The 15,963-nt window shown below is 73.4% G+C and carries 12 protein-coding genes; 6 read left to right on the forward strand and 6 right to left on the reverse strand.

The window, feature by feature from the left end; all coding sequences use genetic code 11:
• The 4 genes from RIM90_RS23205 to RIM90_RS23220 form a co-directional block, all read right to left on the reverse strand.
• On the reverse strand, positions 1-78 hold a 78-nt coding region (locus RIM90_RS23205), incomplete at its 3' end, for a sugar phosphate nucleotidyltransferase (protein WP_309062696.1).
• 100 nt (positions 79-178) lie between these two features.
• Complete coding sequence (locus RIM90_RS23210) at positions 179-355, reverse strand: hypothetical protein (RefSeq protein ID WP_309062683.1); 177 nt, start codon at positions 353-355, stop codon at positions 179-181.
• Between the two features lie 140 nt (positions 356-495).
• Positions 496-915, reverse strand: coding sequence for a CBS domain-containing protein (locus RIM90_RS23215; protein WP_309062684.1), 420 nt, complete (start codon positions 913-915; stop codon positions 496-498).
• Between the two features lie 60 nt (positions 916-975).
• Positions 976-1,923 carry a LysR family transcriptional regulator gene (locus tag RIM90_RS23220; RefSeq protein ID WP_309062685.1) on the reverse strand — a complete coding sequence of 316 codons (948 nt, stop codon included), beginning with the start codon at positions 1,921-1,923 and terminating at the stop codon, positions 976-978.
• A gap of 163 nt (positions 1,924-2,086) precedes the next feature.
• On the opposite strand from RIM90_RS23220, the gene RIM90_RS23225 reads away from it, so the two are divergent.
• Positions 2,087-2,779 carry a type 1 glutamine amidotransferase domain-containing protein gene (locus RIM90_RS23225; protein WP_309062686.1) on the forward strand — a complete coding sequence of 231 codons (693 nt, stop codon included), beginning with the start codon at positions 2,087-2,089 and terminating at the stop codon, positions 2,777-2,779.
• Between the two features lie 13 nt (positions 2,780-2,792).
• Here the strand turns inward: RIM90_RS23225 and RIM90_RS23230 are convergent, their stop codons facing one another.
• Positions 2,793-5,237, reverse strand: coding sequence for a SpoIIE family protein phosphatase (locus tag RIM90_RS23230; protein ID WP_309062687.1), 2,445 nt, complete (start codon positions 5,235-5,237; stop codon positions 2,793-2,795).
• A 256-nt stretch (positions 5,238-5,493) separates the two neighbouring features.
• Between RIM90_RS23230 and RIM90_RS23235 the strand changes: the two genes are divergently transcribed.
• The gene (locus RIM90_RS23235) at positions 5,494-7,638 is read left to right on the forward strand and encodes a SpoIIE family protein phosphatase (protein ID WP_309062688.1); all 2,145 of its coding nucleotides are present in this window, start codon (positions 5,494-5,496) and stop codon (positions 7,636-7,638) included.
• 78 nt (positions 7,639-7,716) lie between these two features.
• On the opposite strand, the gene RIM90_RS23240 is transcribed toward RIM90_RS23235, so the two are convergent.
• Positions 7,717-8,952 (reverse strand): S1 family peptidase, encoded by a 1,236-nt coding sequence (locus tag RIM90_RS23240; RefSeq protein WP_309062689.1) that lies wholly within the window; start codon positions 8,950-8,952, stop codon positions 7,717-7,719.
• A 667-nt stretch (positions 8,953-9,619) separates the two neighbouring features.
• On the opposite strand from RIM90_RS23240, the gene RIM90_RS23245 reads away from it, so the two are divergent.
• The 4 genes from RIM90_RS23245 to RIM90_RS23260 all read left to right on the forward strand — a co-directional run bounded on the left by RIM90_RS23245 (position 9,620) and on the right by RIM90_RS23260 (position 15,844).
• Entirely contained in the window at positions 9,620-9,835 is a 216-nt protein-coding gene (locus RIM90_RS23245; RefSeq protein WP_309062690.1) for a type A2 lantipeptide, read from the forward strand.
• 156 nt (positions 9,836-9,991) lie between these two features.
• The gene (locus RIM90_RS23250) at positions 9,992-10,798 is read left to right on the forward strand and encodes an HlyD family efflux transporter periplasmic adaptor subunit (RefSeq protein ID WP_309062691.1); all 807 of its coding nucleotides are present in this window, start codon (positions 9,992-9,994) and stop codon (positions 10,796-10,798) included.
• Complete coding sequence (locus tag RIM90_RS23255) at positions 10,795-13,017, forward strand: NHLP family bacteriocin export ABC transporter peptidase/permease/ATPase subunit (protein ID WP_309062692.1); 2,223 nt, start codon at positions 10,795-10,797, stop codon at positions 13,015-13,017. The genes RIM90_RS23250 and RIM90_RS23255 overlap by 4 nt, the downstream gene beginning before the upstream one ends.
• A gap of 1 nt (position 13,018) precedes the next feature.
• A complete protein-coding gene (locus RIM90_RS23260) occupies positions 13,019-15,844 on the forward strand; it encodes an NHLP bacteriocin export ABC transporter permease/ATPase subunit (RefSeq protein ID WP_309062693.1) in 2,826 nt (941 codons plus the stop codon).
• The last annotated feature ends 119 nt before the right edge of the window (positions 15,845-15,963 follow it).

Here is a 15,963-nt window from a genome sequence, read left to right on the forward strand (position 1 = left end):
CACCAACTGTTTCGCCGAGGTGTGGGTGATCGGCCTCAGCCGGGTTCCGGCGCCGCCGGACAGCACGAGAGCCTTCATCTGACTCACCATAGTCGTGTTCCGGCGGAACGAACATCACTTGCTTTACTTGTCCATTACGAAATCGCCGGAGAGGGCCACTGAGTCGCCCGGATCCCGGCTAATCCTCGCCTCGCACGATGTTTCCCTCCGCGCCCTTCTCCGGGGCTTCGGAGGTGCCGCGCTCCACGGCGGGCAGGCAGGTCCGCAGGGGTTCCTCGGCCCGCAGGCGCCGGGCCCTCGCCCAGCCGGTCTCCGGTCGGCGGGGCCGGGGTTCGTCACTGGTCTCCGAGGTCACGGCACATCATCTTCCTTCTGCGTCCCGCCCTGCGGGTCCCCCGCGCCCCGCCGGACAAACACGCGGTCGCCGGGCGGGCCGCCTCGGTCCCCAACGTCCCCGCCGGGACCGGGAGTTCCCGGTCCCGGCGGGGACCGTGCTCAGGTGTTGGGCCGGGCCACGCTGATGTCGCCGAGCGCGGACTCCGGATCGCGTTCCATGGCGATGTCGCCCAACGAGACGATGCCGACGGGGCGCCCGCCCTCGACGACCGGGACGCGGCGCACGGCGTGCTCGCGCATCAGCCGCACCGCGCGGTCCAGGTCGTCGTCGGGACCCACGGTCACCAGGTCCTCGCTGCACGCCCCGGCCACGGTGGTCTCCTCCGGGTCACCTCCTCGGGCGACCGACCGCACCACCAGGTCGCGGTCGGTGACCAGTCCGCGCAACCGGTCGTCGTCCATGACCAGGACGGCCCCGAGATCGCGGTCGCGCATGGTGCGGGCGACCTCGGCGACGGAGGTGTGCGGCCCGACGCTCACCGGCGCGCCGGTCATGATGTCACGGACGTGCTGTGTCATGACGTGCCCTCTCTTCGTGCTCCTCGTGTCGCGTGCCGGGTACCCGGCGGAGCGGCTCGGTCACCAGGCGCGGGCGGCCTCCAGCAGGCGGTCGCGGACCAGCGCGACATGGGGGTTGTCCGAGGCACCGGGCCGCTGCACCAGGAAGCTGGTGTTGATCGGGGCGTCCTCCGGCTCGTCGAGGAGGACCAGGGCGCCGCGGGCCAGTTCCCCGGCGCACAGGTAGCGCGGCAGCACGCTGAAGCCGGCCCCGGCCACCACCAGGGCCAGCACCGCCCGCAGGTCCGGGGCGGAGACGGCGGCGTGGCAGTTCAGGCGCCGGCCGAAGACGTGCCGCCAGTAGCGGCGGACGATGGGCAGGTCCTCGGCGTAGGTGAGCAGGGGGACGCCGTGCAGTGCTCCGGGGCCGTCGGCGGCGAGGCGCCCGCGGATCCCGTCGGCCAGGGCGGGCGCGGCGACCAGGACGAACTCCTCGTCCGTCAGCGGCACCGCGGACAGGGCACGGCCGCGCGGCCGGGTCGTGGCGATGACCAAGTCGTGGCGGCCGGTGCGCAGTTCGTCGAGCAGCGGGTCGGTCAGGCCCATGGTGACGCGCAGCCGTGTTCCCTGGGCCACCAGCGGGGCGAGCGCGGGCAGCGCCCGGGTGGAGAGCAGTTCGGCGGGTCCGGCGAGGTGGACCGGCCGGGGGCGGGCGCGGCCGGGCGAGCCGTGTCCGGTGGCCTCGGCGAGCGCGTCGAGCGGGGCGGCGATCCGGGCGGCCAGTTCGTCGGCCACGGCGGTGGGCGCGACTCCGCGGGGCAGCCGTTCGAACAGCTCGCGGCCGGTGTGCCGTTCCAGCGAGCGGATCTGGGTCGTGACGGTGGGCTGGGACAGGCCCAGGAGCTGGGCGGCGGCCGTGAAGGACCCGGACCGGTACACCGTCAGGAAGGTGCGCAGCAGGTTCAGGTCGGACTGCGCGGGCGGGGCCGCGGCGGCCTCGGCGGAGCCATGGGGATCGCTGTGCCTCACGACGACGAGCCTACGGGAGGCCCCTGCGTGCCGGGCCGTGGCGCATTCCCCTGGCAGACATAGGGTTCCCTATGTCTGCCATGGGATCAGGCATTGGAATTCCAGGGGTCGGGCACCTTACCGTCGGGGCATCGAAGCCATCCGCGCATCGGGAAGTGAGCACATGTCGAAGATTCTGTTCGTCGTCACCGGCGCCGACCGTCTGACGCTGGCCGACGGCACCACGCACCCCACCGGTTTCTGGGCCGAGGAGGCCGTCGCGCCGTACGAGGCGTTCCGGGCCGCGGGCCACGAGGTCGTCGTCGCCACGCCCGGTGGGGTCGTGCCCCCCGTCGACCAGGGGTCTCTCACGCCCGAGATGAACGGCGGCCGGGAGAACGCCGACCGGATCGCAAAGGCGCTGCGGTCCTTCACCGAGCTCCAGCGGCCCGTCCGGCTGGAGGACGTCCGCCCGGACGAGTACGCGGCCGTCTTCTACCCCGGTGGCCACGGCCCCATGGAGGACCTGGCCGTCAACCCCGACTCCGGTCGGCTGCTGACCGAGGTGCTGGAGTCGGGCAAGCCGCTCGGCGTGGTCTGCCACGGCCCGGCCGCGCTGCTGGCGGCCGTGCGGGCCGACGGGACGAACGCCTTCGCCGGCTACGAGGTGGCGGCGTTCACCAACGAGGAGGAGACCCAGGGCGGTCTCGCCGGCAAGGTGAAGTGGCTGCTCCAGGACCGGCTCACCGAGGCCGGGGTGCGCGTGCGGGCCGCGGAGCCGTGGGCGCCGAACGTGGTGACCGACCGCAACCTGGTCACCGGGCAGAACCCGGCGTCCTCCGCGCCGCTCGCCGAGGAGCTGCTGAAGCGGCTCTGAGGGCCGGTGGGCGTCACCGCCGCAGGACGAACTCCGCCCACACCTGCTTGCCGCCGCTGACCGGAAGCGTCCCCCAGGCCGCCGACAGGGCCTCGACGAGCAGGATGCCCCGGCCGCCCGTGGCCTCCCAGCCGATGCTGGTGGGCTTGACGGGGGTGCGGGGCGAGGCGTCGGCGACCGCGAGGCGCAGCCGGCCGTTGACCAGCGCGAGGTCGAGGCGGACCTGGCCGCCGGTGTGCACGAGGGCGTTGGTGACCAGCTCGGAGACGACGAGCAACGCGGCGTCGACGTCCTCGGTCACGCCCCAGGAACGCAGGGTGCGCCGGGTGAAGCGGCGGGCGTGCCCGACCGCCTGGGGCACCCGCCACACCGTCCAGCTCTCCCGCAGCGGGCGCGCGGCCATGCCGTCGTACCGCATGAGCAGCAGGGCGACGTCGTCACTGCGCGGGGCGTTGCCGAGCAGGGCGTCCGCGACGGGTCCGAGGTGGGCGGGGTCGGCGGCGGACAGGTGCCGGGCGAGGCGGTCCATGCCCTCGTCGATGTCGGTCTCGGCGGACTCCACCAGGCCGTCCGTGGTGAGGACGACCATCGTGCCGGGCTGGAGCCTGAGCGGGCTCATGGGAAAGTCGGCCTGGGCCATCACCCCGAGCGGCGGGCCGCCCTCGGCCTCCGCGATCTCGGTGCCGCCGTCCGGGTGACGCACCACCGGCGGCAGGTGTCCGGCGCGTACGTACCAGGCGAAGCCCTCCTCCATGTCGATGTCGACGTAGCAGCAGGTGGCGAAGAGGTCGGTCTCCATGTCCATGAGCAGCCGGTTGGCGCGTGACACCACCACGTCCGGGGGGTGGCCCTCGACGGCGTAGGCGCGCAGCGCGGTGCGCATCTGACCCATGAGGGTGGCGGCGCCGGCACTGTGGCCCTGGACGTCGCCGATGACGAGGGCGACGTGATGGTCCGGCAGCGGGATCACGTCGTACCAGTCGCCGCCGAGCTCCAGACCGGCCGTACTGGGCAGATAGCGGGCGACCGCGACCGCGCCCGGCAGCCGGGGCAGGCGGCGCGGCAGCAGCTGGCGCTGGAGCATGCCGACCAGCTCGTGTTCGGCGTCGAAGGCGCGGGCCCGCATCAGTGCCTGACCGGCGAGTTTGGCGGCGGCGGTGAGCAGGGCGCGCTCGTCGGCGCCGAAGTCGTGCGGGGCGTCCCAGCCGATCAGACAGGCGCCGGCCATGCGGTTCCCGGCGGGCAGCGGCAGCACGGCCAGGCCGCCCGGGCCGACCTCGGCGAGGGCGGTCTCCAGCGGGGAACCCGCGGGCCAGATGCCGGCGCGGCCCTCGCGCAGCGCGGCGGCGAGGGTGGGCATGGTGCGCACGGGCGCGTCGGGCCACTCGGTACGCCACTCCGCGCGCCACAGCTCCGGCCACGCCTCCGGTTCCGGCGGGTCGAGGACGGTGACGACGAGCCGGTCGCTCTCCAGCTCGGCGAGCGCGATCCGGTCGGCCCGCAGCGGCCGGCGCAGCGCGGCGACCACGGCCTTGCCGACGTCGTGGACGGTGACCGCGGTGGCCAGTGCGGCGGCGAGTCGCTGGACGCGGGCGACATCCGTGATGTCGGAACGCAGCGTGGAGGCGTCGGCGACGGAGCCCACGAGGTGGGCCGGGCGTCCCTCGCCGCCGGGCACCAGCCGGCCGCGCAGCCGCAGCCACTTGGGCGGGCCGGCGGGCTGCAGCACCCGGAACTCCAGCTCCCGCTCGCCGATCGACATGTGGTCGGCCTCGACCACGGACATCAGCGAGGGCAGATCCTCCGGCACGGTCAGGCCCAGCAGCGTCTCCACCCGTCCGTCGAAGTCGTCCGGGTCGAGGCCGAACAGGTCCAGGATGTCCTCACCCACCCGGACCCGGCCGGTGTCCATGGCCAGGCTGAAGGCACCCGGTGGCAGGTCGCCGCCGTCGGGGGCCGCGGGCACCGCGCGGAAGGCGATCCCGTCGGCGACGAGATCGAGGCAGACCCGGTCGTCGGCCTCGAACCCGCCGGGACGCTCACTCACCGCGAGCAGACAGCCGCCGTCGCGCAGGGGCAGGGCCGCCAGGAAGAAGTCGCGGCTCGGCACGCGCCGCGACTGGGCCTGCGCGGCGAGGTCCTTCGGGCCGAGCCACACCGGTCGCCCGCTCCGGTGGGCCTCGGCCGCCGGGGAACGCCCGGCGACCGGATAGCTGTCGCGCACCCCGCACAGGGTCCTCGGCACTCCGACGGACTCCACCAGGCACAGCTGCTCACCGTCCGCGCCGGGCGTGTACACGGCGGCGAACGCGGCGCCGGCGAAGACGAGGGCCTGCTCCAGGACCCTGCGCACTCGTTCGGGAGACTCCTGATCGGCCGCGATCGTCCTCAGAGCGCCTTCCGCACACAGCGTTCTCGTGCTGCGTCCCGCAGCGCCCTCACCGACCACGTTGGCCATTACAGCGCTTATGGGACCCCTGCGCAGCCCCTGTGGGCGTTCCAGGGCCGCCCCGGGAGCGGGCGGGCCCCGGCGGAACGCGTCGAGCGCGCGCCTGCGCGGCACCCCGCGCCCCGCCCCGGGAAGGACGCCGTTCCGGCGGTCGCGGCCCCGGACGTACGACCGCGTTCTTCCCCGCTCGCGGTGCGCGACGGCCCGGCAGGGGGGAGATTGGGTCCCGAGGGCGGAGGCACGGCCGTGCGAGGAGGTGGTCGGCGTGTCCGAAGGGCAGTCGTCCGCGCAGGCACCGGCGGGTACGCGGACGCCGGTCGGCCGTCCGATGCTGTCCCTGACGCTGGCCGCGATGATGGACGAGGTGCACGCCCACTCGGGAGCGGTGTACCTGCTCTCGCCGGACCAGCCCGTGCTGGAGATGGCGGTGATGGCCGGGCTCCCCCGTGCTTTCGCGGCTCCGTGGGAGCGGGTGGGCCTGAGCGCCCCGATCCCGGTGTCCGACGCGGTGCGCGAGCGACGGCTGGTCTGGGTCGGCGGCGAGGAGGAGATGGCGCGCCTCTATCCCCGGATCGCCATGGTGCTGCCGTATCCCTTCTCCCTGGCGGCGCTGCCGGTGGCGACCGCGAACAGGGCGTACGGCGCGGTCTTCGTGACCTGGCCCGGCACCCACCCGCAGGAGCTGTCCGACTGGGAGCGCGACCATCTGACCGCCGCCTGCGACCGGCTGGCGGTGCGGCTGGAGCGGGCCGCCGAGCAGAGTCTGCCCCTGCCGTCCGAACCCGATCTGGTGGCCGCACCGCTGGTGGGGGGCGTGGCCGGCACGCTCGGCGCGGTGGAGGCGGCGCGGATGGTGTCGCGGCTGCCGTACGGCCTGTGCTCGCTCGATGTGCACGGGCGGGTCGGCTTCGCCAACGCCGCCGCGGCCGAGCTGCTGGGCGTCCCGGTCACCCGGCTGCTCGGCGCCCAGCTGTGGGCGTCGGTGCCGTGGCTGAACGATCCCGTGTACGAGGACCGGTACCGGGCCGCGCTGTTCAGCCAGCACGTCACCTCCTTCGTGGCGCTGCGTCCGCCCGGCGAGTGGCTGTCCTTCCGGCTGTATCCGAGCACGACCGGACTGAGTGTCCGCATCAGCCGGGCGCGCGCGGTGACGGAGATGAACCGCACCGCGCCGCAGCCCGGGTACACCCCGACGCGTCTGGTCACCATCTCCCAGGTGCTGAGCCTGGCCAGTGCGCTGACCGAGGCGGTCGGGGTGCAGGACGTGGTGCAGCTGGTCGCGGACGAGATCGCGCCGGCGGTGGGCAGCCAGGGGCTGGTGGTCCTCGGTTCACGGGCGGGCCGGCTGCGGGTGCTGGGGCACCGCGGTTACCCGGATCCGCGGGTCGTGGAGCGGTACGAGGGGAGGCCGCTGTCGGAGCCGACCCCGGGCAGCCAGGTGCTGCGCACCGGTGTGCCCGCGTTCTTCGAGAGCCGTGCGGAGATCGAGCGCCTGTATCCGGCGCTGCTCGTGAACCTCTCCGAGTTCTCGGCGTGGGCGTATCTGCCGCTGATCGCCTCGGGCCGCCCGGTGGGGACGTGCGTGCTGTCGTACGCGGCACCGCACCACTTCGCGACGGAGGAGCGGGCGGTGCTGACCTCTCTGGCCGGGCTGATCGCCCAGGCACTGGAGCGGGCCCTGCTCTACGACGCCAAGCACCGGCTCGCGCACGGGTTGCAGGAGGCGCTGCTGCCGCACACGCTGCCGTCACTGGCCGGTATCGAGGCGGCCGCCCGCTATCTGCCGGCCACGCAGGGCATGGAGATCGGGGGCGACTTCTACGACCTGGTGCCGACGCAGGGGACGGCGGCGGCGGTGATCGGGGACGTCCAGGGACACAACGTGACGGCGGCCGGGCTGATGGGGCAGGTCCGCACGGCCGTGCGCGCGTACACGGCCGTCGGGCAGCCGCCCGAGGAGGTCATGCGCAGCACCAACCGGCTGCTGCTCGACCTGGGTTCCGAGCTGTTCGCGAGCTGCCTGTACCTGCGGCTCGACCCCGCGCACGGGCGGGCCGTGATGTCCCGGGCGGGTCATCCGCCGCCGCTGCTGCGCAGGCCGGACGGGCGGGTGCGGGTGCTGGACCTCGCGGGCGGACCGCTGCTGGGCATCGACGGCTCGGCGACCTATCCGTCGACCGAGGTCGCCCTCTCCCCCGGTTCGCTGCTCGTCCTCTACACCGACGGCCTGGTCGAGTCCCCCGGCACCGACTTCGAGGACGCCCTCGCCGACCTGGGCCGCCGGCTCACCGACCTCGGCGACCGCCCCCTGGACGACCTCGCCGACGCCCTGGTCCAGCACGGCACGGACGCGGAGGGCCGCCTGGACGACATCGCGCTGCTGCTGATCCGGGCGCTGCCGGAGGGCTGATCCCCCGGGCACCGGTCCGGCCCCGCCACGGCCGGGTGGCGGGGCCGGATCCGGCGGCGCTGTACCGTCGAGGCGCCGTCAGGGGGTCCGCGTCGGACCGGAGCCCTCCTCGGCGCCCTGGCCGGCTCCCGCACCGGCCTCCTCGCCGCCCGCCTGGTCGCCGGCGCCCGCGTCACCCGCGTCACCGGCTCCGGCTCCGGCTCCGAAGGTCGCGCCGACCGCCTCCAGGGCCGTGGTGACCGGCTGGAAGAACGTCTCGCCGCCCACGGTGCAGTCGCCGCTGCCGCCCGAGGTCAGGCCGATGGCGAGACCGTCCCGGGTGAACATCGAGCCGCCGCTGTCGCCGGGTTCGGCGCAGACGTCGGTCTGGATGAGACCGGTGACCGTGCCCTCCGGATAGTTCACCGTGGCGTTCAGACCGAGCACCCGGCCGTCGGCGAGGCCGGTGGTGCTGCCCATCCGGAACACCTCCTGGCCGACGGTGGCCTCCGCGGCCCGGGTGATCTGAACGGTCTGGTCGCCGAGGTCGACCTCGCTCGGTGCCCGGGTCGCCGGGTCGTCGTACCTGACGAGCGCGAAGTCGCCCTGGCCGGGGAAGACGGCCTGGTCGACGGTGGCGATCGGCTGCCCGCCCTGGCTGTCCGACCACTGGTCGCCCGCGAGAGCGCAGTGACCGGCGGTCAGGAAGGCGGGCGAGCCGTCGTCCGCGGTGACGTTGAAGCCGAGGGAGCAGCGGGAACCGCCGGCGAAGATGGCGTCGCCGCCCGAGGCGAACGTCTTGAACGTGCCCGCGGACTTCTTGACGGTCGCCATGCCGGAGCCGAGGCTGCGCACGGTGGACTCCAGTCTGTCCCACTTGTCGCCGGTCACCGTGCGGTCGGCGGTGACCAGGATCTTGTTGGTGCGCGGGTCGACGGCCCACGAGGTGCCGGGGATGGTCGCCTTCGCCTTCAGTGTCCGCGCTCCGGCCTCCAGCTCGGCCATGCTGTTGTCGACCTCGCGGACGGCCGCGCCGGCCTTCTTGGCCTGCACGATCACGTTGTTGTTGTCGCCCGGCACCACGTTGACGACGAGCTGCTGCCTGTCACCGTCGTAGTAGGAGCCGGCGAACGCGTCACCGAGGAGCCCGGCGAGCTGCGAGGCGAGGTCCGAGGCATCCGTCGCCCTCAGGGTCTTCGGCGCGGCCGCGGCGTCGTCCGACGCGCCGTCCTGCGACGCGTTGGCGTTCGGGAGCAGGAGCGCGGCGGCGCCGAGCGCCACCACGCTGCCCGCCGCTATCGCGGCCTTGCGCTTCGGAATTCGCTTGTGACTCAAACTTCTCGACCTCCTGGGGGGACCGGAGTCGTGCCGCCGTTCGGCAGCCGTCGGGGCGCCTGGACGGCTGTTGGTACGCACGGGCCGCGCGGGGTGTTCAATCCCGTCGCGGGGACGTTCCGCCGGCCTCGCCCCCGCGGCCCCTCGAACTCGGCCTGTCCGTCGAGGTGGTGGGCGACGACCGCGCGAGCGCGTTCCGCACGCTCCCGGGCCCGCACGCTCCGTAACTCATCAGAAGCGGAGAGTTGTCACCGGAGAGCGGAATCCCGGTTTCAGCGAATCTGCACATCGAATGCCCAAGCCGGTCACCGGAGCCCGGATCCCTCCACACGCCGAAGGGGCGGTCACGCCTTTGGGGCCGGTGTGCCGGATTCCGCCTTGCGGGACGCAAGTGGCCGGATGAGCCGATGCGGTGAGGCATGTGAAGAAGTCGCCATCGAGCCGTGCCGTCATCTGCACGCTTGGGCCCCAGCGGGACGCAAGTTGCCTGGTGAGGCGGTTGGTTGATTGGAAGCCCGCGCCCGGGGCGTGCTTTGATCCATCGCACCGCAAGGCCGTTCCGGGCTCCCGGCGACGGGCGCTCGGCGCCCGCGGTCGCGGCCTTCGTCTGTCCCCAGAGGGGGCCGCTCCCCCCTTGTGAAATATCCATACGAAGGGAAGTTCCATCATGAACTCCACCCCCCAGGTTGAGACCGTCGAGATCTCCGACGCCGACCTCGACACCGTCTCCGGCGGCCTGTCCGTGAACGCCGTCAACACCCTCACGGGCGCGGTGGACAGCATCGCCCCGGTCTCCGCCCTGGTCGACACGGCCGTCGGCACCGTCGAGGGTGTCACCGGTCTGAACACCGCTCCGGTCACCAACCTGGTCGCCGGTCTCTGATCGCGCCCGTGTGCCGCTGAGTCCCGGAGCCGCCCCCCGGCTCCGGGACTTCCGCGGTGCCGTCACTTCTCCGGCCGCGCATCCGGCCGGTGCGCCGGCTCGCGCGAGCCGGCCCCGCAGTACGTCGCAGAGTTCATCGCAGGTGAGGGAAGACCCGTGCAGTTCCGCCAACAGGCCCTCGCCAAGCTCCAGTCCCCGGAGGAGCTCGACCTCCCGGTGCGCTTCGCCCGGCCGCAGGGCTGGCTCGTGCTGTCCGTGACGGTGGTCGCCATGGCGGCGGCCTCGGTGTGGGCGGTGACCGGATCGGTGTCGTCCACCGTCGGCGCACCCGCCATCCTCACCCACGGGCAGGGCAGTTACGTCCTCCAGAGCCCCGTCTCCGGCCAGGTCACCGAGGTCCTCGCGCGACAGGGCGAGCGGCTCCCCGCCCGCTCCCCCGTCCTGAAGGTCCGCACCGAGCAGGGCGACACGGTCGTCCGCACGCTCGACGCGGGCCGGGTCACCGCGCTCGCCGCCAGCGTCGGACAGATCATCCGGACCGGCGCGAACGTCGCCGCCGTGGAGAAGGTCTCCGGCGCCGATGACCCGTTGTACGCGACGGTGTACGTCCCCGCCGAGAGCGCCGCCGGCATCCCCGCCCGCGCCTCCGTGGACCTCACCGTGCAGTCGGTGCCGAGCCAGGAGTACGGCGTGCTGCACGGCGAGGTGAAGTCGGTGGACCGCTCGGCACAGTCCGCCCAGCAGATCACCGCGTTCCTCGGCGACAGCCAGCTGGGCGAGCAGTTCACGAAGGAGGGCAGGCCGGTGGCCGTCACGGTCGCGCTGGAGAAGTCGTCCGCCACGAAGAGCGGCTACGCGTGGTCCTCCGCGGACGGCCCGCCGTTCCGGCTGACCTCGATGACCCTGGCCACGGGCTCCATCCGGCTGGCCGACCGGCGTCCCGTCGACTGGCTGCTGCCGTGACCACCGCCCAGGAGACCCGCGGCAGACGCCGCGCCGCGCCGTCCAGGCGCAAGGTGCCCAAGTCCCGCGCGAAGACCGTGCGCACGCCCACCGTGCTCCAGATGGAGGCCGTGGAGTGCGGTGCCGCCTCCCTGGCGATGGTGCTCGGACACTACGGCCGCCATGTCCCGCTGGAGGAGCTGCGCATCGCCTGCGGCGTCTCCCGCGACGGCTCGCGCGCCAGCAACCTGCTGAAGGCGGCGCGCAGTTACGGCCTGACCGCCAAGGGCATGCAGATGGACCTGGCCGCCCTCGCCGAGGTGACGGCGCCGGCCATCCTGTTCTGGGAGTTCAACCACTACGTCGTCTACGACGGCATGGGCCGCCGGTTCGGCCGCCGCGGGGTGTTCATCAACGACCCCGGCAAGGGGCGGCGGTTCGTCCCCCTGGAGGAGTTCGACAGCAGCTTCACCGGTGTCGTCCTGGTGATGGAGCCCGGTGAGGACTTCACCCGGGGCGGCCGCAGACCGGGCGTGCTCGGTGCGATGCCGGCCCGGCTGCGCGGTACCGCCGGGACGATGCCCGCCGTGGTGCTGTCGAGCCTGCTGCTGGTCGCGGTCGGCGCGGCGGTGCCCGGACTGAGCCGCACCTTCATCGACGAGTTCCTGATCGGCGACCGGACCTCGATGCTGGGCGTGCTGTTCACGTCGATGGGCGCGTGCGTCCTGCTCACGCTCGTTCTGACCTGGCTCCAGCAGGCCAATCTCCTGCGCGGCCGGATCATCTCCTCCACGCTGTCCAGCGCCCGCTTCCTGCGCCATCTGCTGCGGCTGCCGGTGACGTTCTTCGCCCAGCGCAGCCCCGCCGACCTGGTGCAGCGGCTGCAGTCCAACGACGCGGTGGCCGAGACGCTGGCCCGCGATCTGTCGGCGGCGGGCGTGGACGCGGTGGTGGTCGTGCTGTACGCGGTGCTGCTGTACACGTACGACCCCCAGCTGACCTTCGTCGGCATCGGTGTGGCGCTGCTGAACATCGTGGCGATGCGGATCGTCATCCGGCTGCGCGCCACCCGTACGGCGAAGCTGCGCGCGGACACGGCGCGGCTCACCAACACGGCGTACACCGGTCTGCAGCTGATCGAGACGATGAAGGCGACCGGCGGCGAGGACGGCTACTTCCGCAAGTGGGCGGGGCAGCACGCCACCACCCTGGAGGAGCAGCAGCGGCTCGGGGTGCCGAGCGCCTGGCTGGGTGTGGTCGCGCCGACGCTCGCCACCCTCAACAGCGCGCTGATCCTGTGGATCGGCGGGATGCGGGCGGTCGAGGGGCACATCTCGGTCGGTCTGCTGGTCGCCTTCCAGGCACTGGTCACCCGGTTCACCGCCCCCCTGACCCGGCTGAACGGCGTCGCGGGCCGCATCCAGGACTTCGCGGCGGACGTGGCGCGGCTGAAGGACGTGGAGAACTTCCGGGCCGACCCGCTCTACGGCCGCCCCGGCGCCGGCGAGTCGACGCGCCGCCTGCACGGCCACGTCGAGCTGCAGAACATCGGTTTCGGCTACAACCCGCTGGACAAGCCGCTGCTGACCGGCTTCGACCTGACCGTGGGCCCCGGGCAGCAGGTGGCGCTGGTCGGGGGTTCCGGCAGCGGCAAGTCCACGGTGTCCCGGCTGATCTCGGGCCTGTACACGCCGTGGGAGGGCGTGATCCGGATCGACGGGCGGCGCATCGAGGACATCCCGCGCGGGGCGCTGGCCGCCTCCGTCTCCTTCGTCGACCAGGACGTGTTCCTCTTCGAGGGCACGGTCCGCGACAACGTGGCGCTGTGGGACCCGTCGATCCCGGACGAGGCCGTGGTGGAGGCACTGAAGGACGCGGCCCTGTACGACGTGATCACGCGCAGGCCGGGCGGCATCCACAGCCGGGTCGAGCAGGACGGCCGCAACTTCTCCGGCGGGCAGCGCCAACGCCTGGAGATCGCGCGGGCGCTGGTGCGCCGGCCGAGCATCCTGGTGCTCGACGAGGTGACCAGCGCGCTGGACGCCGAGACCGAGCTGGTCGTGATGGACAACCTGCGCCGACGGGGCTGTGCCTGTGTGGTGATCGCGCACCGGCTGAGCACGGTGCGCGACAGCGACGAGATCGTCGTCCTCGACCACGGCACGGTCGTGGAGCGCGGACGGCACGAGGAGCTGGTGGCGCGCGGCGGCGCGTACGCGGCGCTGGTCAGGGAGCGATGAGATGACGACCGTGCAGGAAGGGCAGGGCGGCGACCTCGTCCTGGGCGCGCTCGGCGCGCTGGGCACGCCGATCGACTGCACCGGGTCCAGCCGCCTGGACCTCCAGGGACCGCAGGTGCTGTGGCTGATCGCGGCGGGCGCGGTGGACCTGTTCGCGGTCGACGCCGAGCAGCAGGGCCACTGGCACCACCTGGGCCGGCTGGAGGCGGGTTCGCTGGTGCTGGGCCCGGGGGCCGGGCCGCGGCACACGCTCGTGGCCCGGCCGCTGCGGGACTGCGTGGTGCACCGCATCGGCCTGCGCGAGCTGTACCAGCCGGCGAACACGCAGACCTGGTCGTACGACGCGTACGGCAACCCGCAGTACGTCCCGCCGACGACGAGCCCGCTGGAGTACGCCCTGGCCCTCGGCGTCGGCCGCAGCCTGTCGGTGCTGTTCCAGGCGCCCATGGCCACCGACCGGGCCGCGGCGCCCGCCGACGACGACGTCTTCTGGATGCAGGTCCCGCCGGGCAGCGTGCAGTACGGCTCGCTGTACGGCGCCGAGGCCGCGGCCGATCTGCTGATGGACCCGGCGCTGTGGCAGAGCATGGTCGACCAGCAGTACCGGCTGATGACCACGCTGGACCGGTGGATCGAGCAGCTGGAGCAGACCCACGAGACGCGCACCGCCGAAGGCATCAGGGCCGGTGAGGCGGTCCGTGCCCAGGCCGACCGGACGCTGCTCGCCTCCATCGGCAGGCGGTCGGGGCAGCGGACGACGGCGGCCGACGCGGACGCCACGTACGCGGCCTGCAAGCTGGTCGCGCGGGCGGCCGGGATCACGCTCGCCGAGCCGGCGCGGTCGGGTACCGGCGGGGACCGTCTCGACCCGGTCGAGCAGGTCGCCCTGGCCTCCCGCGTGCGCACCCGGGCGGTGCGGCTGGAGGGCCGCTGGTGGCGGGACGACGTCGGTCCGCTGGTGGGCCACCGGGCCCTGTCGGGCGCGCCGGTCGCGCTGCTGTGGCGGCGCGGCGGCTACGTGGCGGTGCATCCCGCGACCGGCCGCGAGACGCCGATCGAGAAGGCCAACGCCGACGAGTTCGAGCCGCGCGCGGTGATGTTCTACCGCCCGCTGCCCGAGCGGCGCCTGAGCCCGCTCCGGCTGGTGCGGTTCTGCATGGCGGGAACGGGCCGCGATCTGGCCGGTCTGCTGCTCAGCGGTCTGGTCACGGTGGCGATCGGGGCACTGGTGCCCCTCGCGACCGGCAAGGTGCTCGGCGAGCTCGTGCCGCAGGCGCGGACCGAGCTGATCGTCCAGGTGTGTCTCGCGGTGATCATCGGCAGTGTGGTGGCCGCCGCCTTCATGCTGCTGCAGAACCTCACCCTGCTGCGCCTGGAGGGCCGGGTGGAGGCGACGCTCCAGCCGGCGGTGTGGGACAGGCTGCTGCGGCTGCCGACGAAGTTCTTCACCGAGCGGTCGACCGGTGAGCTGGCGAGCGCCGCCATGGGCATCAGCGCGATCCGCCGGCTGCTGGCCGGGGTCGGCCCCACGGTGGCGCAGTCGGTCACCGTGGGTGCCGTGAACCTGGCGCTGCTGCTGTGGTTCAGCGTGCCGATGGCCCTGGCCGCGATCGGGATGCTGATCGTCGTCGCGGGCGTGTTCCTGGGACTCGGGCTGTGGCAGGTGCGCTGGCAGCGGCGCCTGGTGGTGCTCACCAACAAGCTGAACAACCAGGCCTTCCAGACCCTGCGCGGCCTGCCGAAGCTGCGGGTCGCGGCGGCGGAGAACTACGCGTACGCCGCCTGGGCGTCCGAGTTCGCCCGCAGCCGTGAGCTCCAGCAGAAGGTGGGGCGGATCAAGAACCTGACGGCGGTGCTGGGCGCGGTCTACCTGCCGCTGTGCACGCTGGCGATGTTCATGCTGCTCGCGGGTCCGGCGCGCGGTTCGATGACGGCGGCCGAGTTCCTCACCTTCAACACGTCGGTGACGATGGTGCTGACCTCGGTCACCCAGCTGACCGGCGCGTTCGTGTCCGGGGTGGCCGCGCTGCCGCTGTTCGAGCAGATCAGGCCGGTGCTGGACGCCACGCCCGAGGTGCGCGCGGCGAGCACCCGGCCGGGCCCGCTGTCCGGGGCCATCGAGGCGCGGCGGCTGTCCTTCCGCTACTCCGACGACGGTCCGCTGGTCCTCGACGACGTGTCCTTCGAGGTGCGTCCGGGCGAGTTCGTGGCGATCGTCGGCCCGAGCGGCTGCGGCAAGTCCACGCTGCTGCGGCTGCTCATCGGCTTCGACAAACCCCTGTCCGGCAGCGTGCTGTACGACGGTCAGGACCTGGCCGCCCTGGACCAGTCGGCGGTGCGCCGCCAGTGCGGGGTGGTGCTCCAGCACGCCCAGCCGTTCACCGGCTCCATCCTGGACGTCATCTGCGGCACCGAGCCGTACACGCCCGAGGAGGCGATGGCGGCGGCCGAGCTGGCGGGGCTCGCCGAGGACATCAAGCGCATGCCGATGGGGCTGCACACCATCGTCTCGGGCAGCGGCGCGGTCTCCGGGGGCCAGCGGCAGCGGCTGATGATCGCCCAGGCGTTGATCCGCCGGCCGCGGATCCTCTTCTTCGACGAGGCGACCAGCGCCCTGGACAACGAGACGCAGCGCACGGTGATCGAGAGCACCAAGGCGCTGCGGGCGACCCGGATCGTCATCGCGCACCGGCTGTCGACCGTACTGGACGCGGACCGGATCGTGGTGATGGAGGACGGCAAGGTGGTGCAGCAGGGCCCGCCCGACCGGCTGCTCGCCGACACGAACGGCCGGCTGCACGAGCTGGTGCGGCGGCAGATGGCGTGACGGCGGACCGGGCGTCCGGGCCCGGGACGGGTGGGCCGAGGGGCGGGCCGCCCGTCAGCCGCGCGCGGGCGGGTGGTCGGTGCCGTCGATCCGCAGGCGGGCGCCCTGGCGCAGCAGTT

Origin of the sequence: Streptomyces sp., assembly GCF_031181555.1 — a bacterium.
GTDB classification, from domain to species: domain Bacteria; phylum Actinomycetota; class Actinomycetes; order Streptomycetales; family Streptomycetaceae; genus Streptomyces; species Streptomyces fimbriatus.